Below are 21,122 nucleotides of genomic sequence, written 5' to 3'. Positions count from 1 at the left end.
TGCACTGTCCGCAGCCCCATCGTTGGGGGCAGCCCAGAATGGGTCCGACAAGGTTAAGGCTTTGCGAAACCGGGGTTTCCCGGCGGCGTCGGGTCGGGGCGCTAATTCTCCGCCGACGGCAGAGTAAGCACGACCTTCAGGCCACCCAGGGCCGATTCCGCCAGCTCCAGACCGCCGCCATAGGCCCGGGCCAGTTCGTCGACGATGGCCAGGCCCAGGCCCGAACCGGGGGCCGATTCATCGAGCCGGGCCCCGCGCTTGAGCACCTCGCCGCGCCGGTCGGGCGGCAGGCCAGAGCCGTCGTCCTCGACCGTCAGGCGGAAGCGGCCGGGGCCATCGGGCTGGGCGGTGACCCGGACCCGGCCTTTGCAGAACTTGCCTGCGTTCTCCATCACATTGCCGGCGATCTCGAGGAAATCCTGCCGCTCGCCCCGGAAGCAGAGGTCGTCGGGACAGACCCAGTCGATCTCCAAGCCCTTGTCGCGAAAGATCTTTTCCAGCGTGCGGGAGAGTTCGTCCAGCACCGGTTCGACCAGGGTGCGCTCGCCCATGGTCTGGGCCCGGGCCGCCGCCCTGGCCCGGCGCAGATGGTGGTCGACCTGTTCGCGCATCAGGTCGGCCTGGTGGCTGACCACCTGGGCCAGCTGGCCCGGCTGCTGCTGGGCCTCGGTCAGCATCACCGACAGCGGGGTCTTCAGGGCATGGGCCAGATTGCCGACATGGGTGCGCTGGCGCTCGACCACATCCTGGTTGTGGGCGACCAGGGCGTTGAGCTCGTTGGCCAGCGGGGCCAGCTCGGATGGATAGGTCCCGACCAGGCGGTCGGCCTTGCCCTTGCGCACATCCGCGACCTCACGCCGCAGGGTAAACAGCGGGCTGAGGCCGATGCGCACCTGAACCAGCACCGCCGCCAGCACGCCCGCCCCCAGGATCATCAGCGCCAGGGCGGTGCGGATGGCGAACCGCCGGGCTTCCTGATCGACGGGCGTGCGATCCTCGGCGACCAGCAGCAGCACCGGCGCCGGCCGGTCGGCCTTGAGGGTGATCTGCATGAGCGAGGCGCGCAGCGGCTGGTTCAGCGGGCCGACGGTGTCGTAGCGGATCACGGTCCCCGGCTTGGCGGCCGCCTGCGCCAGCGCGGCCCGGGGCACCGTCAGGTCCTTGTCGAACAGCGAGTGGGACTTGACCAGGGTGTGCGCCGCGCCGCTGGGGGTCGGTTCGGCCAGGGCCCAGTAGCGGCCGGAATAGGCCCGGGTGGCCCGGGCGTCGATCAGGGGCGGGGCGACGACCTGGCCGTCCTCGACCACGACGCCGCTGTTGAGGGTGGCCAGGACCTCGTCCGCGGGCTGGTCGAACCGGCGCAGGGCCGCCTGCTGGAAGAAGGTGGTCAGGAGGACGCCGGTGATGATCAGCGCCAGCAGGCTCCAGCCGGTGGCCAGCAGGACCAGCCGGCCGACCAGCGAGGATTGGCTCCAGGATCGGCGGATGTCGCCGAATGTCACGACTCGGTCGCCTCGCCCTCGAGCGCCACCAGCCGATAGCCGAGGCCCCGCACCGTCTCGATGCGGTCAGGGCCGATCTTCTTGCGGACCCGGCCGATGAACACCTCGATGGTGTTGGAGTCGCGGTCGAAGTCCTGGTCGTAGAGGTGCTCGACCAGCTCGGTGCGGCTGATCACCCGCCCGCCATGCATGATCATGTAGTGCAGCAGGCGGTATTCCAGCGAGGTCAGCCGCAGCGGCTCGCCATTGACGCTGGCCCGGGCCGCGCGGGGATCGAGGCGCAGGCCGCCGCAGACCAGGTTGGGGGCCGAATGGCCGGCCGAGCGGCGCAGCAGGGCGCGCAGACGGGCCAGCAGTTCCTCGGTGTGGAAGGGCTTGGTCAGATAGTCGTCGGCCCCGGCGTCGAAGCCGGCGACCTTCTCGCTCCAGGCGCCGCGGGCGGTGAGGATCAGCACCGGGGTGGCGATGTTCTCGCGCCGCCAGCGCTCCAGGACCGACACGCCGTCGATCTTGGGCAGGCCCAGGTCCAGGATGATGGCGTCGTACGGCTCGGCCTCGCCCAGATAATGGGCCTCCTCGCCGTCGGCGGCGTGATCGACGGCATAGCCGGCGTCGCCCAGAGCCAGCTTCAGCTGGCGCGACAGATCCGGATCGTCTTCGACCAGCAGAACCCGCATGAGTTACTCTCCGTTGGCGCTGAGGATCTGTCCGCTCGAGGCGTCCACGATGTAGTCAATACGCCGGCCGTCGTTGGCCTGCCAGCGCACGCGGTAGACAACCCGGTCGCCGCGGTTTTCGGTTCCGGCGTCCAGCAGCCGGCCGGGGGTGCGTGAGGCAATTCGCCCCACCACCTGTTCCAGCGACACCATCCGCTGGCTCTGGCCGCCGCGCTGCTCGCCGGCCTCGGGCCGCCAGCCGCCGGGGCGCTGACCGCCGCCGCCACGCACCGTGCCCTGATCGCGCAGCGCCTCACGGCATTCGCGGCCCGCCGGCCCCTGCGGACAGCCGCCATTGGGGCCGCGCTGCGCCTGGGCGGCCGCGGGAATCGCGGCGCCGAGCAGCAGGACGGCAATGGGGACCAGGAGACGCTTCATGCCCTCCTACCTAGAGGCGCGCGGCTGAATAGGGGCTGAATGAACAGGTTATGCGGCGTCAGGCCCAGCCTGTCACCCTCAAGCATGACGACAGGCGAATTCACCGCCGCCGGGGCGAATACGGACGATCCTTGCGCCAGGACTCGGCGAACTTTTCCAGCTCCGGATCGATGGTGTCGGGCAGGACGATCATCAGCCGGGCCAGCAGATCGCCGCGCTTGCCCTTGGCGTCGATGAAGCCCCGGCCCTTGAGCCGCAGCGACTGGCCGCTGGAGGCCCCGCGCGGCACGGTCAGGGTCACCGGCCCGTCCGGCGTCGGCGCCTCGACCTTGCCGCCCAGGATGGCGTCCGGGGCGCTGATCGGCAGGTCCATGATCAGCGTGTCGCCTTCGCGGCGATAGAGCGGGTGATTGCGGATCGACAGTTCGATCAGGGCGTCGCCCGGCCCGGCGCGGCCGGGCGCGCCCTGGCCCTTCAGCCGCAGGGTCTGGTGGTCCTGGGCGCCCTTGGGGATGTTGATGTCGATGGTGCGGCCGTCCGAGAAGGCGATGCGCTTCTTGGCGCCCTTGATGGCGTCCTCCAGGTCGATGTCGAGATGGGCGCGCAGGTCCTGGCCCCGGGCGGAGAAGCCGCCGCCGAAGCCGCCGCCCGCGCCCCGGCCCGCCCGGCCGCCCATCATGTCGCCGAGGATGTCGTTGAGATCCATGCCCTCGAAGGCGCCGCCGGACTGGAAGGGATTGGGCCCCGGACCGGCGCCGTGCGCGCCGGCGCGTCCCGCGCCCGAGCGGAAGCCGCCGTTCTGGAACGGATTGCCGCCGCCGAAGCCCGGGTGGGCCTCACGGCCGTCGGCGTCGATCTCGCCGCGGTCGAACTTCTTCTTCTTCTCCGGGTCGCCCAGGATGTCGAACGCGGCGGTTATGCGTTTGAACCGCTCCTCGGACACCTTGTTGTTGGGGTTGGTGTCGGGGTGATGCTGCTTGGCCAGCTTGCGGAAGGCCTTGCGGATATCGTCCGCCCCCGCGCCGCGGGATACGCCCAGTTCCTGGTAGGGGTCTTGCGCCAAAGGGGCCTCGAAACGACTGACTCGACCACTCTATCACTTAAGGCCAGCGCCATGGGAAGCAAGGGCGAATGTGATATTTTTGCCACAACTTAGGGGGCGAAACCGGATAGCCTCCGTTAAAGGGCGCTCGGGAGGGAATCATGAGTTGGCTGACGCTGTTCTTCAGTCCGGAGGGCCGCATCAACCGGGCCCATTTCTGGCTGGGCTGGCTGATCCTGTTCGGGGGCGGCCTGCTGATCGGCTGGTTCCCGGTGTTCGGGCAGATCGCGGTTCTGCTCAGCCTCTATTGCCACGTCTGCGTCTACGCCAAGCGGCTGCATGACATGGGCCGCACCGGCTGGCTGCAGATCATCCCCTTCCTGGCCTTCGCCATCCTGCCGCTGGTGGGGCTGATCATGAGCGGCGCGACCGTCTTCTCCAACCTCCATCGGTTCGACAACGGCGCCGACTGGTGGGTCATCGCCCAGGCCTTCGGCTGGCTGGCCCTGGGCTTCCTGGCCGCCGGGACGATCTGGACCATCTTCCTGATCTGGATCGGCGCCAGTGGCGGCCAGCCCGGCGAGAACCGGTTTGGACCGCCGGCGCCAACAAGCCTGGCCTAATCCTCGACCGGATCGTCGCTCTTATCCCGCATCAGGTCCCAGGCCGCGAAGTCCAGCGCATCCTCCGGTTCGTCCAGAGTCAGTTCGTTGATGGTCTGGCCCCGGATCGAGACGCCCGCCCGGTGCACGCTCTCCGGATCGCCGGTGACCAGCGGATGCCAGTCGGGCAACGGCTTGCCTTCATTGATCCGGCGATAGGCGCAGGAGGGCGGCATCCAGTGCAGTTTGTCGATATTGTCGGGGCTCAGCTTGACACAGTCGGGCACCGTGGCCCGGCGGTTGGCGTAGTCCGTGCACTGGCAGGTGTCGGGATTGAACAGCTGGCAATGCACCCTTGTGGGGATGATTTCGCCGCTTTCCTCATCCTCGAAGCGAACCAGGCAGCAAAGGCCGCAGCCGTCGCATAGACTTTCCCACTCGCGCACGGTCATCTGCCGGAGGGTCTTCGTCTCCCAGAAGGGTTTGCGCGACATGATCCGCTCGTCCTAAACCCTTAGGCCGCAAACTCAAACCCGACTGGCCTGCCCGTAAAAGAGCGCTCTTGTCCGACGATTGGTCCCTGGAACCCTACCGGTTCGACGAACAGCCCGCCAGCCCGCCCGAGCCCGAGGCGGCGCCGCAACCGGCCGACTCCAAGGCGGCGTTCGGCAAGGCCAAGGGGCCCAAACCCAAACCGCCGAAACCTCCCAAGGCCGCCAAGGAGCCCAAGGCCTCGAAGGAACCCAGGCCGCGCAAGGCCCAATCTCCTGGGGCCAAGTCCGGCGGCCTGTTCGGCAATCCGCCCGGCGGCGGTGGGGATAGGCCCTGGTACGCCCGCCTGGCCTGGCTGTGGAAGACCATGGCGGTGGCCGCCGCCGTCGGGCTGGTGGTGCTGATCGCCGGCGCGACCTTTGTCTGGTTCAAATACCTGGCCGACGTGCCGGCCCTGCCCAGCCGCGAGGCGCTGTTCGCCATGAACCGCGCGCCGGGCATCCGCTTCCAGGACAAGGACGGGGTGGTGATCGCCAGCCGGGGGCCGCGCTATGGCGACCGGGTCAAGCTGGACGAGCTGCCCAAATACGTCCCCGAGGCCTTCCTGGCCGCCGAGGACCGCCGCTTCTATCACCACGGCGCCATCGATTTTTACGGCATCGCCCGGGCCAGCTTCAGCAACTGGCGGGCCGGCCACGTCGTGCAGGGCGGCTCGACCATCACCCAGCAGCTGGCCAAGGGCCTGTTCCTGACCCCCGAGCAGACCATGAAGCGCAAGCTGCAGGAGGCGCTGATGGCCCATCGCCTGCAGAAGGTGCTGAGCAAGGACGAGGTGCTGACCCTCTACCTCAACCGCATCTTCTTCGGGGCCAACACCTACGGCATCGACGGCGCCTCCAGGGCCTATTTCGGCAAGCCGGCCAGCCAGCTGACCCGGGGCGAGGCGGCCCTGCTGGCCTCGCTGCCCAAGGCCCCCTCGCGCCTGGCCCTGACCCGCAACATGGGCGCGGCCCTGGCCCGTTCGCACCTGGTGCTGGGCAATATGCTCAGGGAGAAGTGGCTGACCCAGGCCGAGTACGACCAGGCCATGGCCGAGACCCCGAAACTGGCGGCCGGGGCCATCCAGCAGGACGGCGACCTGGGCTATGTGCTCGACTACGCCACCACCGAGGCGGTGCGGCTGGTCGGCGCCAACTCACCCGACCTGGTCGTCAAGCTCTCCATCGACACCAAGCTGCAGCGCATCGGCGCCCAGACCCTGCGCGAGGTGCTGCGCACCGACGGGGCCCGGATGGGCGCCCACCAGGGGGCCCTGCTGGCGCTTTCGACCGACGGCGCCATCCGGGTGATGGTCGGCGGGGCCGATTTCGACGAAACCCCGTTCAACCGCGCCGTCCAGGCCAAGCGCCAACCCGGCTCGACCTTCAAGCCCTTTGTCTACGCCGCCGCCCTGGAGAAGGGCGTGCTGCCCACCGACCAGCGGGTCGACGGGCCGGTCAAGATCGGCGACTGGGAGCCGGAGAACTATGGCGCCGGCTACAGCGGCACGGTGACGGTCGAGACGGCGCTGGCCAAGTCGATCAACACCGTGGCGGTCAAGCTGGCCCAGGAGGTCAAGGGGCCGGCGATCGGCGACCTGGCCCGGCGGTTTGGCCTCAAGGACATCCCGTCCAATCCCGACCTGTCGGTCGCGCTGGGCAGCTACGAAGTGAATCTGCTGGACCTGGTCAGCGGTTTCCAGGTCTTCCAGCAGGGCGGTAAGCGTATCGAGCCCTACATGATCGAGACCATCGCCACCCAGGGCGGCCAGCCCCTCTACAGCCATGCCGCCCAGGCCCCCGGCGAGGTCTATGACATCCACTTCGCCAGCATGATGGTGAAGATGATGGAGAAGGTGCTGACCCGCGGCACGGGGACCAAGGCGGCCTTCAACCGGCCGGCCGCCGGCAAGACCGGCACCAGCCAGAACTGGCGCGACGCCTGGTTCGTCGGCTTCACCCCCGACTACGTGGCCGGGGTCTGGCTGGGCAACGACGACGACAAGCCCATGGCCCATGTGGCCGGCGGCACCCTGCCGGCGATGATCTGGCGCAGGTTCATGATCGCCGCCCACGACGGCCTGCCGGTCCGCGACTTCGACTGGCTGCTGCCGGACCCGGTACCGGAAATGCAGGCCGACCCCCGCAACGGCTTCTATAGCGACCTGGCCGCCGACTTCGGCCGGGCGTCGGACGAGGCTGCGGAGGCGGCGAGGAAGATGGACGTCCCGCCGCCGGTCGTGGCGCCCCCGCCCCCGCCCAAGCCGGAAGAGCCGATACCGTTCTAGCTCTGGACTTACGGCAGCCGCCGTGGTTCCACCCCCCTCCCATGCCGCCGCCCATTCTCGCTCTCAAGGACGTCCGTCTCGCCGACGGCGCCCGCCCTCTCTTTGAAGGGGTCGACCTCGGGCTCGAGCCCGGCGTGCGCGCCTGCCTGGTCGGGCGCAACGGGGCGGGCAAGTCGACCCTGCTGCGGATGCTGGCCGGCGAGATCGCCGCCGACTCCGGCGAGCGCTTCATCACCCCGGCCGCCCGGGTGGTGATCGTGCCCCAGGAGCCGGTCATCACCGGCGCGACCCTGCTGGACTACGCCACCATGGGCGGCGCCCAGCCCTACGAGGCCGAGGCCGCCCTGCAGGCCTTCGGCATGGACCCGGCCAAGACCACCACCGGCCTGTCGGGCGGCGAGATCCGCCGGGCCGCCCTGGCCCGCGGCCTGGGCGAAGCCCCCGACGTGCTGCTGCTCGACGAGCCGACCAACCACCTGGACATCTTCGCTATCGAGACGCTGGAGGAGCAGCTGGCCGCCACCCGGTCCGCCGCCCTGATCGTCAGCCACGACCGCGCCTTCCTGACCCGGGTCACCCGCCGCTGCTTCTGGCTGGAAGACCGCCAGGTCCGTCGCCTCGACAAGGGCTTCGCCGCCTTCGACGACTGGGCCGAAAAGGTCGCCGAGGCGCAGGTCGAGGAGGCGCGGCGCCTCAACAAGGCCCTGGCCCGCGAGGAGCACTGGCTGCAGCGCGGCGTCACCGGCCGCCGGGCCCGCAACGAGGGCCGCCGCCGCCGGCTGATGGCCCTGCGCGAGCAGAAGTCGGAAGCGCTGCGGGATTCGCGCGGCCAACTGGTCATGGGTCTCAGCAGCTCCGGCCTCTCCGGCCAGCGGGTCGCCGAGGTCAAGAACCTGGCCAAGGCCTTCGGCGACAAGGTCATCGTCAACGGCTTCTCCACCCGCATCCTGCGCGGCGACCGGGTCGCCGTGGTCGGCCCCAATGGCGCGGGCAAGACCACCCTGGTGCGGCTGCTGCTGGGCGAGCTGAAGTCCGACGGCGGCGAGGTCAAGCTGGGGGCCAACCTGGAGGTCGCCTATATCGACCAGGCCCGGGCCAGGCTGTCGCCCGACGAGACCCTGTGGGACGCCCTGACCGAGGGCGGCGGCGACCAGATCATGGTGCGGGGCCTCCCCCGCCATGTGGCCGGCTACGCCAAGGAGTTCCTGTTCCGCGACAACCAGCTGCGCCAGCCGGTCGCCAGCCTGTCAGGCGGCGAGCGGGCGCGCCTGCTGCTGGCCCGGGCCCTGGCGACGCCCGCCAATCTGCTGGTCCTGGACGAGCCGACCAACGACCTGGACATGGATACGCTCGACCTGCTCGAGGACCTGCTGGCCGATTTCGACGGCACCCTGATCCTGGTCAGCCACGACCGTGACTTCATCGACCGCCTGGCCACATCGACCATCGCCCTGGACGGCCGCGGCCAGGTCGTCGAGACCCCCGGCGGCTGGACCGACTTCACCGCCCAGAACCCGGACTTCTTCGAACACCCCAAGCCCGCCGTGGCCAAGGCCGCGCCCAAGGCGGCGGCCGCGCCGAAGATTTCGGTCAAGCTCAGCTACAAGGACCAGCGTCGGCTGGAGGAGCTGGAAAAGCTGATCGAGACGGCGCCGGCCGAGATGGCCCAGCTGGAAGCCCGGCTGCACGACCCGGCCCTCTACGCCAAGAACCCCAAGGCCTTCGCCGACATCAGCGCCTCGCTCGACGCCATCCGCGCCAAGGTGGCGGCGGCCGAGGAGGAATGGCTGCTGCTGGAAGAGAAGCGCGAGGCGCTGGCCGGCGGCTGAATATTGTGGAAAACCGCAATCCCTGCCGCGGCAAGGGCCAGCAAGGCGCCGTCCACATCTTATCCACAAGTCGCCCACCGGCCGTGAAGTCAGTATTCACAAGCTGGCTTTTCTGGGCGGTTGCTTAAACGCCGTAAGCATCGGAAAGTCAACTCGCCGACAGGAACCGCGGCGCGGGCGAGACGGGAAACCGGAAGGCCAAGCGAACGGGATGGTCCTGATCCTTAGGACCAGCGGGAGACCGCTGGAAACCGGATCAAGGCCGGGACTGGAAATCGCCAGGGCAACCTGGAAACGATGCCGATCCGTACCTGAAGGCCACAGGTCCCTTACGGGGCTTGGGTGAGGAGGCGAAGCGGCCGGGCAACCGGAAGCTTCGCCTCCTTGCTCGCTTCAGGGCCTCATTTTCCGGAAAATTCCATCGACGGCGCAGGGCCGCCGCCCTAGGCTCGCCCTCTCTTCGGGGAGAGTTCCATGCCGTCCAGACGCCTGATGATCGCCGGCGCCGCCGCTGCTTTGGCCGCCGCCTGCGCGCCCGCCGCTAAGAAGGACAAGACGCCCACCGGCCGCACTCAGCTGCGCTTCGCCACCGATTGGCGGGCCCAGGGCGAGCACGGCGGCTTCTACCAGGCCCTGGCGACCGGCGAATACGCCAAACGCGGCCTGGACGTGCAGATCATCCAGGGCGGCCCGAACGTCTCCATCCCGACGCTGCTCTCGAACAACGCCGTCGAGATGGGCATGGGTTCCAACGACTTCGTGGTGCTGAACATGGCCCTGGAGAAGCGGCCGGTGAAGACCGTGGCCGCCTTCTTCCAGAAGGACGTCCAGGTGCTGATCGCCCACCCCGACGTCGGCATCAAGACGATCGCCGACATGAAGGGCCACCCGATGTTGCTGTCGGGCGAGTCGCGCACCGGCATCTGGGTGTGGCTGAAGGCCAAGTACGGCTTCACCGACGACCAGCTGCGCCCGTACAATTTCTCGACCGGCCCGTTCCTGGCCGACAAGAGCGTGGTGCAGCAGGGCTATCTGTCCAGCGAGCCCTATACGATCGAGAAGGAGGCCGGCCTGAAGCCCGCCGTCTTCCTGCTCGCCGACAACGGCTATCCCAGCTACGGCACCATGGCGATGGCGTCGCAGGCCTTCATCGACAAGAGCCCCGACGCCGTGCGCGCCTTTGTCGAGGCCAGCGCCATCGGCTGGAAGTCCTACCTGCATGACGACACCAAGGCGGCCGACGCCCTGATCATGAAGGACAACCCGGAGATGACGCCCGACCTGCTGGCCCATGCCCGCCAGCTGATGCGCGACTACGGCATCGTCGAAAGCGGCGACGCGGCCAAGGGCGGCGTCGGCGTCATGACCGACGCGCGGTGGGAGGCGTTCTTCCAGATGGCCTCCGGACAGGGGGTCTATCCAAAGGACCTGGACTATAAGGCCGCCTACACGCTCGAGTTCCTGCCCAAGGCGCCCGCCTAGGATTCACAAGGTGACCATCGCCTCCCTCAAGGATGTCGAGGTCGAGTACGGCAAGCGGGGCCGGGCGGTGGGGCCGTTCAGCCTGAGCCTTGAGGCCGGCGAGATCGTCGCGCTGGTCGGGCCGTCGGGCTGCGGCAAGTCGACGGCGCTGCGGCTGCTGGCGGGACTCGAAGGACCGACGCGAGGGACGGTGACGCGGGCGGCCGGGCGAGGCGAGACCTCGCTGGTCTTCCAGGCCCCGACTCTGGCGCCCTGGCTGAGCGCCACGGATAATGTCGCCCTGCCGCTGGAACTGGCCGGCATGGCGTCCAAAGAAGCCCGCGACCAGGCGCGCGCGGCGCTCGGCCGGGTCGGACTGGCGGGCGCGGAGGCGGCGCGGCCGGCCCAGCTGTCGGGCGGCATGGCCATGCGGGTGTCATTGGCGAGAGCGCTGGTCACCTCGCCCCGGCTGCTGCTGCTGGACGAGCCCTTCGCGGCGCTGGACGAGATCACCCGCCGCACCCTGGCCGACGACGTGCTGGCCCTGTGGCAGGAGACCCGCCCCACCATTCTCTTCGTCACCCACAACGTCGAGGAGGCCGTCTACATGGCCCAGCGGGTGGTCGCCATGACCCCCGGCCCCGGCGTGCTGGCCGGGGAGCGGGTGGTGACCGGTCCCCTGCCCCGCCCGCACGGTTTCCGCACCACCGAGGGCTTCCGGGCCACCGCCGAGCAGGTCTCCGACCTGCTGGCCACGGGACGGGCGGCGGCATGAGGCGGATCGTCGACCAGGTCGCGCCCATCCTGCTGCTGGCCCTGCTGATCGGCGGCTGGGAGGCGGCCTGCCGGCTGATGGACATCAAGCCCTACTTCCTGCCCGCCCCCTCGGCGATCTGGACCGAGGCGATCAAGGACGCCCCGCTGCTGGCCCTGTCGGCCTGGGGCACTCTGTCACGGGCCTTCATCGCCCTGGTCGTCGCCAGCCTGATCTCCGGCCTGCTGGCCCTGGCCGTCTCGCTAAGCGGCATCCTGGAGCGGGCGGTGCGACCCCTGGTCGTCACCCTGCAGGTCACCCCGATCATCGCCATCGCCCCCATCGTGCAGATCTGGGCGGGGGTGGCGCATCCGGAGCGCGCGGTCATCTCCCTGGCCGCCATCGTCGCCTTCTTCCCGATCTTCTCGGGCGCCCTGACCGGCATGAAGGCCGCCGATCCAGACCTGGAGCGCCTCTTCCGCCTCTATGGGGCCAGCCGCTGGCAGACCCTGACCCGCCTGCGAATCCCCTCGTCCATCCCCTTCGTACTGGAGGGCCACAAGGTGGCGGCCGGCCTGGCCCTGGTCGGGGCGGTGATCGCCGAGTTCGCCGCGGCAGGCGGCGGGGTCATCGGCCTGGCCTGGCGCATCCAGGAATCGCTGTTCCGCCTGCAGGTCGCCAAGGCGTTCGCCGCTCTGCTGATCCTGGGGATCATGGGCGCGGCGGTCTACGCCCTGCTGGGCCTGGCCGAGCGGCGGATTCTGGCCTGGTGGCGAGGGCGCTAGTTTGGGGGCGTTAGGTCAAGGTTAAGCGGCGGGGCGTAAGCCTTGGGTCGTCCTTCGCAGTTTGGCCGCCCCCATGCGCCTGGTTCCGTTCTTCGCCCTGACCGTCGCCGCGACCGCCGTCGCGTCGACCGCCATGGCCGGCGACCGCTACGGACCGCCGCCGGTCCCGCGCGCCGCGCCGGTCGCAGCCACAGCGCCCACCGCCGCCGCCCTGCCGGGCGCCCCCACTCCGATCAGCTATGCCGGCCCGACCCTGGCCTGGCCCGGCAAGGTCGCCTCCGCCGCGCCGACCGCGCCGCAGCCGCAGCAGCCCGCCGCGCCGCAACGGTTGGCCAACGGCCTTTATGGCGGCGGGCCCACCTACGCTCCGCCCGCCGCGCCCACCGCGGCTCCCGCGCCGCCGACCGCGCCCCTGCCGGACAGCCTCTACGCCGCGCCCCGGCCGCCGGCGGCGCCGGTCGCCAGCCTGCCGCCGCCGCCTGGCCCGACCAAGCTGGCCGCCAACCCCTATGCCGGCTCGCCGACCCGGTCCTATTCGGTGATCCGCGAATATGGCGGCACGCCCGACGCCATCGCTCCGCCCGCCGGAGCCGGCGGCATGGCCTTTCGCCCGACGACCAGCCTGACCACGCCGCTGGACGATCCCAAGCCCAAGAAGCCGCGCACCGCCGACGCGGGCGACCCTGACTGGGGCGCCGCCGACGATCCCGGCCTGACCTCCGAAGGCGCCCCATGAGTTCCCCCGCCGCCGCCTCCAGCCGCCTCAGCGACCTGATCGCCCTGGCCGAGCAGCCTTCCAGCGAGCGGCGGCGTGAGCTGCTGCGCAGCGTCACCGACATGTTCTTCACCCATGAGGGTCATGGCGCCGGGGAGATGGCGCTGTTCGACGACGTGATGAACAAGCTGGCCGGCGACATGGAAACCGCCGTCCGCGCCGAGCTGGCCCAGCGCATGGCCGGCGCCCACACCGCGCCCTCCAGCCTGCTGCGCAATCTGGCCAGCGACCATATCGAGGTCGCCCGGCCGGTGCTGGAACGGGCCTCGGGCCTGACCGACGCCGATCTGGAGCACGTGGCCCGCACCCAGGGCCAGGAGCATCTGCGGGCCATTTCGCAACGCCCGGCCGTGCCGATGTCGGTCTCCGACGTCATCGTCGAGCGCGGCGACGACAACACCCTGGGCGTCCTGCTCGGCAACGAGGGCGCCTCGCTGTCACGCGAAGCCCATGAGCGGGTGGTCGACCGCGCCGCGGCCAACCCGGCCCTGCACGAGATCGTCATCGATCGCCAGAGTCTGCCGGTCGACCTGCTCAACGACATGTATTTCATGGTCGAGGCCCGGCTGCGCGACACCATCATGGCCCGCAACGCCACCATCGACCCCGCCGAGCTGGAAGCCGCCCTCGAGGCCGGCCGCAAGCGCGTGGCGGCCCAGGATGGCGCCCTGCCCGCCGACTTCGCCGAGGGCGAGGCCTATATCCGCAACATGAAGGCCAGAGGCGACATCACGCCCAGAGCCCTGGCGGCCATGCTGCGCAATCGGGAAATGACCCGCTTCCTGCTAGCCCTGGCCGAGCTGGCCGAGATCGACTTCCACACCGCCCGCCGCATCATCGACCGGCGCGAGCTGGACGCCCTGGCCATCGTCTGCAAGGCGGCCGACTTCGACCGAAGCCTGTTCCTGACCTTCGCGGTGCTGATCCTGGACCGCGACGCCGACGCCATGGGCAAGGCCAAGACCTATGGCGAACTCTACAGCGCCCTGCCGCGCGAGACGGCGACGCGGACGGTGCGCTTCTGGCGGATGCGGCGGACGACCGGAGACGTGGCGGCGGCCTGAGGCGCTAGTCCGACGGCGGTTGGAAGATAATCGGCACCCGCACCCAACGTCCGGCCACCGAGCGGCCATCCGGCGTTCTGGGCGCCATCACAAAACGGGTCGATAGCTTCAGCGCCGTTTCGCCGAACCGTTCGTAGCCGGCCGGCGTCACGCTGACGGTGCAGCGGGTGAGGCGCCCTGACGCGGTTACCGCACAGACGAGAATAGTGTGCACCGGTTGAAACTGAGGCGCAGTCGTCTGTGGAAAGAACTGAGAAACATCGGACCATGAGGGCCTCTGCAGCCACTGCGGATTCTCGATGAAACGCACATCGCGCGGCGGGCCGAGATCGCCCGCTAACAGCGCGATGGCAAGGCCGATCACTCCTGCCCCACCCGCTCGCGCAGGCGCTCCAGCCCCCGCGCCGCAAGATCGGCCAGCGAGCGCATGCCCTGCTCGCCGAACACATCCAGCGCTACGGCCAGAGCCGTCGCCGCCCGGTCGAGGGCGCCCTCGTCGCGGCCGGTGATTTCGACGCGGGTTTCGTAGAGGCGGGCCAGGTTGATCTGGGCGATGGCCCAGGGGATGGCGTCGCGGCCGGGCGAGAGGCCGGCCAGTTCGGTCTTGAAGGCGGCCTCGGCGGCGTCGAGCACGGCCAGGTCGCCGGTGAGTTCCGCCTGACGGCCCAGGCAGGTGGCCCGGCTGTTGACCACGCTGGCGCGCAGGGCCAGCTCGGGCTGGTTGGCGAGGACCATCAGGGCGCGGTCGAAACAGGCCACGGCCTGCTCGAAGGCCCGGCCGGCGTCGGTCGCCTCGCCCAGCGCCAGCAGCGCCAGGCCCAGCGAGGCCTGGGCTCTCGCCCAGTCCAGCGGGCTGTGATCGCGGGACAGCTCGCCCAGGGCGGCGGTCAGGGTGTCGACCCCATCGGCGACCGCGCCGACATCGCCGGTCAGTTCGCCCTTGAGGGTGAGGGTCGAGCCCTTCAGCGCGGTGAGGCGGGCGACGATCAGCGGCTCGTAGGCGGCGTCGAGGACGGCCAGGGCGGCGGTGATCTCCCGCAGGGCGGCGTCGACCAGCCGCAGGTCCTTCAGACGCGAGCCGCAGCCGGCCAGGATGTCGGCGCGGGCCCCGCGCTGTTCGGCCAGGGCCAGGCGGGCCAGGGCGGCGTTGCGGGCCGGGCCCGTCAGCCGGGCGAAAGGGGTCTCGTAGGCCTCGGCGGCGTCGAGGGCCGCTTCCAGTCCGCCATCGGCCAGGGCGCGGCGGCCGGCCAGGCCGGCCAGCAGGCAGCTGGCGAGAGCGGCGGCGAAGCCCTGGGCCGGAGCGGCTCCCTTGAGCACGGCCTCGGCGGCGGCGTTCAGGCCATCGTCGCCGAACAGCTCGGCGCCCAGCATGGCGCATTGGGCCTGCTCGACCCGGGCCCGGGCCTGGGCGGCGCCGCGATGCTGGGCGGCGAAGGCCTTGCCGGCGGCTTCGGCGTGCGAGGCGGCCTTGCGCAGGGCGACGGGGTCGCCGGAGCGGCGGGCGACTTCCCGCCAGACGATGGAGGCTTCAAGCTGGCGGGCGGCGGGGTCCTTGGCGCTGACCCGGCCGGCGGCGACGTCGGCCGCGCGGGCCTCGGCCATCAAGAGGCGCAGGTCCAGCAATTCCAGGAGAGCGCTGTCGCCCCCGGTCAGGCCATCCTTGAAAGCGCCTGGCACACCGCCGCTGAACACACGGCGCAACTCCCGACCGAACTCGAACATATGGCGTCGCCTCTCTGGCGATAAACGTCCCAGCCCGGAACAGCCCGGGTCGGGGTCGTTGCCACAACAGCAAAGCCCGGTCCTAAGCCGTTAACAAGACATTAACTTTAGCAACATGGTTAACGTGGCGCTTGAAGCTGTGGACGGCTCAAGCGGCCGGCACGCGCATGGCGCAGATGCCCAGCAGGGCATTGATCCTGGGGTCACGGTCCCGGAGCTTGCCCACATACGCCTCGCGTCGCGCCTTCTGGTCGGCCTCGGCCTGGGCGGATGAGATCCCCTCCGCCCTCGCCGCATCCATGGTGGCGAGCGACCAGTAGATGGCGTGATCGAGCGCCTCCCTGTCATCCGGCGCCAGCTTGGACGCCGCCTGGGTCACGGCGGCGCAGGCCAGGGCTTCGCCGTAGGGCGGCAGCGGCGGGGCCGCCGCGATCAGTCCCAGGGACAGGGCGCCGAGCGCCAATGTGCGTTTAAGGGCCATCACCGCAGGCTGCCATGGCCATCGCGACGGGGCTAGCCCCGCTCCCGCGTGCGCAGGAACTGCAGTTTCGGGTAGCGGTCGGCGACGTAGCCGATTTCCCAGCTCGACTTGCCCAGGAAGACCGGCTGATCGTCGATGTCGCGGGCCATGGCCGTCTTGTGCTTGTCGTCGAAGTCCTCGATGTCGGCGGCGGTCCCGCCCATCCAGCGGGCCTCGGCGTAGGGAGACTCTTCGAAGATGGCTTCCAGCTGGTACTCATTGATCAGCCGGTCGGCCATGACCTCGAACTGCAGCTGACCCACGGCGCCGACGATGAAATCCGAACCCAGGTTGGGCCGGAACAGCTGGGTCACCCCCTCCTCGGCCAGGCCTTCGAGCGCGCGGCGCAGATGCTTGGCCTTGAGCGGATCCTTGACCCGCACCCGGCGCAGGATTTCCGGAGCGAAGTTGGGCAGGCCCGCAAAGCGCAGCTGGCCGGTTTCCGACAGGCTGTCGCCCACCCGCAGGACCCCGTGGTTGGGAATGCCGATGACGTCCCCCGCGAAGGCCTCCTCGGCCAGCTCGCGGTCGGAGGCGAAGAACATGATCGGCGCGTTGACGCTCATCTGGCGGCCGGTGTTCTGGGCCTTGAGCTTCATGCCGCGGGTGAACCGGCCCGAGGTCATGCGGAAGAAGGCGATGCGGTCGCGGTGGTTGGGGTCCATGTTCGCCTGGACCTTGAAGACGAAGCCCGAGACTTCCGGGTCGCCAGGGGCCACATGGGTCGGCTGGCCATTGCGCTCGGCCGCCACCGGCTTGGGCGGCGGGGCGTAGGCGGCCAGGCCCCCAAGAAGTTGATCGATCCCGAAATGGCGCAGGGCCGAGCCGAAGAAGACCGGGGTCATATGGCCTTCCAGGAAGGACTGCACGTCGAACGGCTTGGCGGCCTCCTGGACCAGCATGGCCCCCTCCTCGACCTCGCCCTGCTCGTCGGGGTCGAGATACTGGGCGATGGCGTTGGAATTGATCGGCAGGGCGGCGGGATGCTCGCCGCCGCGGGTGTAGGGCAGAAACTTCTGGGCTCGCAGGTCCATCATGCCCTTGAACCGCCCGCCCGAGCCGGCCGGCCAGTAGAGCGGGGCGGGATCGAGCGCCAGGCGGCTGGCGATCTCGTCCAGCAGAGCGAAGGGGTCCTGCGCCTCGCGGTCCATCTTGTTGATGAAGGTGACGATGGGGATGTCGCGCAGGCGGCAGACCTCGAACAGCTTCAGGGTCTGGGGCTCGATCCCCTTGGCGGCGTCCAGCACCATGACCGCGGCGTCGGCGGCCGTCAGGGTGCGATAGGTGTCTTCCGAGAAGTCCTCGTGGCCGGGGGTGTCGAGCAGGTTGAACATCAGACCGGCGTGGTCGAAGGTCATGACGCTGGCCGAGACGCTGATGCCCCGCTCGCGCTCGATCTTCATCCAGTCGGACCGGGTGCGGCGGTTCTCGCCCCGCGCCCGCACCGCGCCGGCCGCCCGGATCGCCCCGCCGGCCAGCAGCAGGTTCTCGGTCAGCGTCGTCTTGCCGGCGTCCGGGTGGGAGATGATGGCGAAGGTGCGCCGGCGTTGGGCCTCGGCGGCGATAGCGGATTGCGACATGAGCGCGGGGGTAACGGCTGCCCCGGCGTTTGTCACCCGCCATCGTTACATCCAGCGCCGGTCGGCTAGCCCGAGACGCTGGCGATCTGCTTGAGCAGCGACTTGGCCGCCTCCGCCGCCTCGCCGCCGTGCGGACTGTTGGCGACCGGTCCCAGTAGCCCCTTGGCCTCCTCGAACCGCTTCCGGCGCATCAGGGCGCGAGCCGCGATCAGGGTGATCTCCTCGACCTGCGGCGCCAGGTCATGGGCCGTCAGCATCACCTGCATGTCGTTGTCGGTTGGGAAACTGGGCTCGATCAGCCGGCTGCGGATATAGCCATACAACACCTGATAGCGATCGGGATCGGCCTGGTAGGCGCGGCCCAGCAGCTTGCCGGCCTCGCGATAGAGGGCATCGCGCTTGTCGTCATCGGTGTCGCCCATATCCATGCGGCTATTGGCCAGCAGGAGCAGGGCCTCGGAATCCTTGGGATCGGCGGTCAGCAGCCGGCCCAGAATGACCTCGCCGGTGGTCCGATCGCCGAATTCGGTTTCAGCCCGCGCCAGGGTCAGCTGCGCCAGCCGGTCATTCGGATACTTTGCCGCCGCCTGCCGGATGCGAGCCAGCAGGGCGGGCTTGGCCGCCTTGTCGACCTCGCCGCGCCGCAGCCGTTGGTTTTCCAGCAGCAGATCATCGGCCGAAGGCGGCATCTCGGTGACGGTCATCGCATACTGCGGCCGCTTGAACGGAGTGCGGAGCGAGGCGATGTTGCCCTTTGAATAGGCGACCAGAGTGGTGAACAACGCCGCCGGCGTAAGACCCGTGGCCTCCTGCATGGCGCCAACCGGGCTGGCCCCCTGGCCTACCAGCTTCATATACTTGGCCAGCTGCGCCCGGTGCTCCGGCGTGCTCAGCAGATAGTGGGTCAGCAGCCAGCCCTCGGCATAGAGCCGGGTGCGCTTTTCGGGATCGATGTCGGCCAGCGGCTTGCCGAGCAGATCCTCCATCGGGATCCACTTGTTGAACAGCAGGTCCTGGCCCCGGCCCTTGTCGAAATACCCGACTTCGAAATAGTCGCCGGTGATGATCGTCGTGGCGTAGTACTCGGCGTAGCCCTCGACGAGCCAGGTCGGATAGGCATAGGGCGCGTACTGGAACATGAAGTGGTGCGTGTATTCGTGCAGAACGGTGTTGTCGCTGTCGACATCGGTCCTCGACTTGAGGCGACTACCAGTCGATCCCCCGCCCAGTGGTGTCAGAATGGCGGTGGCGAAGATATCGCCCGTGCTGGTCGAATAGATGCCGCGGATCTGCTCATCCGCTCCCGGAAAGACCCGCTGGAAGTCCTTGTCCTGTTTGACCAGATACATCTCGAATTTGCGCGGCGGCAGACCCTTGGGGTCGACACCGTTGAAGGCCCGCAGGATGGTGTCGAACTCTTCCAGCTTGGCGACGTATTCGCGCAGACCCTTTTCATCCCCATCACTGTAGATGATGAACTTGGCGCTCTCGGCCCGCAGCCACTTGGCCTGCGCGACGCCGGGATGCAGCACCACCATGGAAACCATAACGGCGGCCGCGGCGCGAACCAGCCAGGCGAGGCTCAAGACCTTGCGCATAATCCCCATCAGGCGGTCTGTTGGACCGCCCGCCCCCTCAACTCAACGGCGACAGTTAGGCACGCCCGCGGGGTTTAGCCAACGAATTAGGCCGCCAGCCGACGCCAGACCTGGCGATCGGCTTCCAGAGTGGTCAGGACGCCGTTCTGCTGGCGCTCATAGAGCAGGCCCATGACCTCGAACGAGATCTGCACGTAGCGGATGGCCACCTGGTCGACCGGGCAGTTCTGGAACGGGGCCACGAACAGGGCGGCGTTGATCTCCGGCGCCTTGGCGGTGATCAGGGCGGCCAGGCGGCAGGCGCGCTCGGGGGCGGTGCGGTGCAGCAGCGGCTCTTCGGAGAACAGCTCCTGGCCCAGCTTGCCCACGAAGCCCAGGGAAAGGGCATGAAAGCGCTTCACCGTGGTCGGCGGCGCCAGGTCCAGCGCGTCGAGGCTGAGCACGACGTCGTTCATCAGGAAAAGCATGATGTATGCGGGGGCTCTGCAAGCTACGACCGTCAAAGTCGCATACGCCGCTTTCACTTCCGTCAAGGAACGGGGTTAACGGCCCGAGCGCTTCCCGGCTGGTGGAACACCAGCCGATCAGGAAGCGCGACCACCAAGAATCGAAAATCCTGTCGGACCTATTGAGGTCCGGGAGGATTTTCCACAGCGTCGACGAGGAAGTGGCGGCCTTCGTTATCCTCGATTTCCACCACCCAGATGTCGGGGTCGATGCGGGCCGTGCGGGCGACATAGGCGTCCAGCTCCGGCTCGTCGTGCGAGGCCACCGGCTGCATCCAGACCCGCTCGCCATCGCCCCGGGTGGCCTCGCTGTAGAGGCTGGCCTCGCCGGCGCGGCGGTTGACGACCTTGACCAGCACCGCCCCGGCCCTGGGGTCGCCCTTGCGGGCCACGGTGGCGAAGGCGCCGCCCAGTTCGGCGCGGCGGATCAGGGCGCCCACCCAGATGTCGGTCGAAAGCAGCAAAGAGAAAGCCTCGCTAACCGTCCGGAAAGCCGGAGCCGGTAGGTTTCCATAAGGTCGAGCAGACCAAAAGGAAACGAAGTCGCCATGACGAACCCGCGCAAAGCGCCGGGGACCGGGCGGCGGTGGGTGGGGGTGGTTCTGACGGCGGCGGCTCTGGCCGCGCCCGTGATCGCTTTCGCCACCGCGGCGGACCTCTATTACGAGCGGACCGTGATGGCCGCCGCCGACGCCCGCTGCCGGCTGTTCACGCCAGAGATCGGCTCGGCCCTGGCCGCCGCCCAGGCCCAGGCGCGGGGCGCGGCCCTGCGCTCCGGCGTCGATGAAGCCTCACTGGCCGACACCGCCCGCCGGGCCCGGGCCAAGGTGGTCCAGGTCGGCTGCGGGTCCAAGGACATCGCCGTGGCGGCCGGCCGGGTCCGCACCGCCTTCGAGGAATATGCCCGCATCAACCGGCTGAACTATCCGGGCGACACCGCCGCCTGGGCCGCCGACCGCACGCCGCGCGAATACAGCACCTGGCGGCTGGCCCAGCCGGTCAGCTTCGGCTGGGACCGCATGGTGTTCGGCCTGGCCGGCCGCACCGCGCCGGGATCGCTGACCGCCGTGGTCAGCTTCGCCGACGGCGCGACGCCCTACACCGCCCGACTGGTGATGCGCGACACCACCCGGCTGAACCACTACTTCATCGACCCCCGGCGCAGCGGCGCGGGCGGGCGGGCGCCGCTGGCCTCGCGGCTGCCGCCCCGCAGCATGTCGCTGGTGTTCGCGGCGCTGAGCCGCACGACCGCCCCGATCGCCCTGCTGCCGCGCCAGACCAAGGCGGCCTTGAGCTTCGGCTTCCCCGACAGCGCCGCCCAGGCCCTGGCCGGCCTGGATCCCCGCGAGGCGGTGATGGTCGAGTTCGTGTTCGCCGGCCGCAGCGGCGACACGGTCCGACAGGCCTATATCGAGGTCGGCGACTTTGCGGCCGGCAAGGCGTTCCTGACCTTGGCTCAAAGATAAGCGC

At 69.5% G+C, this 21,122-nt stretch carries 21 protein-coding genes; 9 read left to right on the top strand and 12 right to left on the bottom strand.

The genetic code is table 11. From position 1 onward, the window contains the following. Nucleotides 1-101: 101 nt before the first annotated feature. The 4 genes from QO010_RS06430 to QO010_RS06415 form a co-directional block, all read right to left on the bottom strand. Complete coding sequence (locus QO010_RS06430; RefSeq protein ID WP_307347496.1) at nucleotides 102-1,502, bottom strand: sensor histidine kinase; 1,401 nt, start codon at nucleotides 1,500-1,502, stop codon at nucleotides 102-104. Next, nucleotides 1,499-2,179, bottom strand: coding sequence for a response regulator transcription factor (locus QO010_RS06425; RefSeq protein ID WP_307347494.1), 681 nt, complete (start codon nucleotides 2,177-2,179; stop codon nucleotides 1,499-1,501). Before QO010_RS06425 ends, QO010_RS06430 begins: the two co-directional genes overlap by 4 nt. 3 nt (nucleotides 2,180-2,182) lie before the next feature. After that, entirely contained in the window at nucleotides 2,183-2,596 is a 414-nt protein-coding gene (locus QO010_RS06420; RefSeq protein ID WP_307347492.1) for a PepSY domain-containing protein, read from the bottom strand. Between the two features lie 100 nt (nucleotides 2,597-2,696). Further along, nucleotides 2,697-3,659, bottom strand: coding sequence for a DnaJ C-terminal domain-containing protein (locus QO010_RS06415; RefSeq protein ID WP_307347491.1), 963 nt, complete (start codon nucleotides 3,657-3,659; stop codon nucleotides 2,697-2,699). A gap of 140 nt (nucleotides 3,660-3,799) precedes the next feature. Here QO010_RS06415 and QO010_RS06410 point away from each other — a divergent pair, with 140 nt between their 5' ends. Further along, nucleotides 3,800-4,261 carry a DUF805 domain-containing protein gene (locus tag QO010_RS06410; protein ID WP_307347489.1) on the top strand — a complete coding sequence of 154 codons (462 nt, stop codon included), beginning with the start codon at nucleotides 3,800-3,802 and terminating at the stop codon, nucleotides 4,259-4,261. Here the strand turns inward: QO010_RS06410 and QO010_RS06405 are convergent. Then, nucleotides 4,258-4,737: a YcgN family cysteine cluster protein gene (locus QO010_RS06405; RefSeq protein ID WP_307348628.1), complete on the bottom strand. Its 480-nt coding sequence runs from the start codon at nucleotides 4,735-4,737 to the stop codon at nucleotides 4,258-4,260. The two genes, QO010_RS06410 and QO010_RS06405, sit on opposite strands and share 4 nt — an antisense overlap. Nucleotides 4,738-4,802: 65 nt before the next feature. Between QO010_RS06405 and pbpC the strand changes: the two genes are divergently transcribed. From pbpC to QO010_RS06370, 7 genes are all read left to right on the top strand, one after another. Next, a complete protein-coding gene (pbpC, locus tag QO010_RS06400) occupies nucleotides 4,803-7,058 on the top strand; it encodes a multimodular transpeptidase-transglycosylase PbpC (protein WP_307347487.1) in 2,256 nt (751 codons plus the stop codon). A gap of 41 nt (nucleotides 7,059-7,099) precedes the next feature. Next, entirely contained in the window at nucleotides 7,100-8,887 is a 1,788-nt protein-coding gene (locus QO010_RS06395; RefSeq protein WP_307347485.1) for an ABC-F family ATP-binding cassette domain-containing protein, read from the top strand. A 474-nt stretch (nucleotides 8,888-9,361) separates the two neighbouring features. Next, nucleotides 9,362-10,369 (top strand): ABC transporter substrate-binding protein, encoded by a 1,008-nt coding sequence (locus tag QO010_RS06390; RefSeq protein ID WP_307347483.1) that lies wholly within the window; start codon nucleotides 9,362-9,364, stop codon nucleotides 10,367-10,369. A 10-nt stretch (nucleotides 10,370-10,379) separates the two neighbouring features. Next, complete coding sequence (locus QO010_RS06385; protein WP_307347481.1) at nucleotides 10,380-11,123, top strand: ABC transporter ATP-binding protein; 744 nt, start codon at nucleotides 10,380-10,382, stop codon at nucleotides 11,121-11,123. Next, the gene (locus QO010_RS06380) at nucleotides 11,120-11,887 is read left to right on the top strand and encodes an ABC transporter permease (RefSeq protein ID WP_307347479.1); all 768 of its coding nucleotides are present in this window, start codon (nucleotides 11,120-11,122) and stop codon (nucleotides 11,885-11,887) included. Before QO010_RS06385 ends, QO010_RS06380 begins: the two co-directional genes overlap by 4 nt. A gap of 73 nt (nucleotides 11,888-11,960) precedes the next feature. Then, entirely contained in the window at nucleotides 11,961-12,623 is a 663-nt protein-coding gene (locus QO010_RS06375; RefSeq protein ID WP_307347478.1) for a hypothetical protein, read from the top strand. Then, complete coding sequence (locus QO010_RS06370; RefSeq protein WP_307347476.1) at nucleotides 12,620-13,726, top strand: DUF2336 domain-containing protein; 1,107 nt, start codon at nucleotides 12,620-12,622, stop codon at nucleotides 13,724-13,726. Before QO010_RS06375 ends, QO010_RS06370 begins: the two co-directional genes overlap by 4 nt. Nucleotides 13,727-13,730: 4 nt before the next feature. On the opposite strand, the gene QO010_RS06365 is transcribed toward QO010_RS06370, so the two are convergent. The 7 genes from QO010_RS06365 to QO010_RS06335 form a co-directional block, all read right to left on the bottom strand. After that, nucleotides 13,731-14,090: an energy transducer TonB family protein gene (locus QO010_RS06365; RefSeq protein WP_307347475.1), complete on the bottom strand. Its 360-nt coding sequence runs from the start codon at nucleotides 14,088-14,090 to the stop codon at nucleotides 13,731-13,733. After that, on the bottom strand, nucleotides 14,087-15,448 hold the full coding sequence (locus tag QO010_RS06360) for a hypothetical protein (protein WP_307347473.1): 1,362 nt from the start codon (nucleotides 15,446-15,448) through the stop codon (nucleotides 14,087-14,089). Before QO010_RS06360 ends, QO010_RS06365 begins: the two co-directional genes overlap by 4 nt. A gap of 148 nt (nucleotides 15,449-15,596) precedes the next feature. Next, nucleotides 15,597-15,911, bottom strand: a complete 315-nt coding sequence (locus QO010_RS06355; protein ID WP_307347471.1) for a hypothetical protein — start codon at nucleotides 15,909-15,911, stop codon at nucleotides 15,597-15,599. Nucleotides 15,912-15,961: 50 nt separating this feature from the next. After that, complete coding sequence (locus QO010_RS06350; protein WP_307347469.1) at nucleotides 15,962-17,548, bottom strand: peptide chain release factor 3; 1,587 nt, start codon at nucleotides 17,546-17,548, stop codon at nucleotides 15,962-15,964. A gap of 65 nt (nucleotides 17,549-17,613) precedes the next feature. Continuing rightward, a complete protein-coding gene (locus tag QO010_RS06345; RefSeq protein WP_307347467.1) occupies nucleotides 17,614-19,146 on the bottom strand; it encodes a hypothetical protein in 1,533 nt (510 codons plus the stop codon). An 86-nt stretch (nucleotides 19,147-19,232) separates the two neighbouring features. Continuing rightward, complete coding sequence (locus QO010_RS06340; protein ID WP_307347465.1) at nucleotides 19,233-19,613, bottom strand: hypothetical protein; 381 nt, start codon at nucleotides 19,611-19,613, stop codon at nucleotides 19,233-19,235. Nucleotides 19,614-19,771: 158 nt separating this feature from the next. After that, nucleotides 19,772-20,116, bottom strand: a complete 345-nt coding sequence (locus tag QO010_RS06335) for a DUF1491 family protein (RefSeq protein WP_307347463.1) — start codon at nucleotides 20,114-20,116, stop codon at nucleotides 19,772-19,774. Nucleotides 20,117-20,200: 84 nt separating this feature from the next. Here QO010_RS06335 and QO010_RS06330 point away from each other — a divergent pair, with 84 nt between their 5' ends. Next, complete coding sequence (locus tag QO010_RS06330; protein ID WP_307347461.1) at nucleotides 20,201-21,118, top strand: hypothetical protein; 918 nt, start codon at nucleotides 20,201-20,203, stop codon at nucleotides 21,116-21,118. Nucleotides 21,119-21,122: the final 4 nt, after the last annotated feature.

It is taken from the genome of Caulobacter ginsengisoli (assembly GCF_030814835.1).
In the GTDB taxonomy this organism is placed as follows: domain Bacteria; phylum Pseudomonadota; class Alphaproteobacteria; order Caulobacterales; family Caulobacteraceae; genus Caulobacter; species Caulobacter ginsengisoli.
This window is presented reverse-complemented; position numbering and strand designations above follow the sequence as displayed.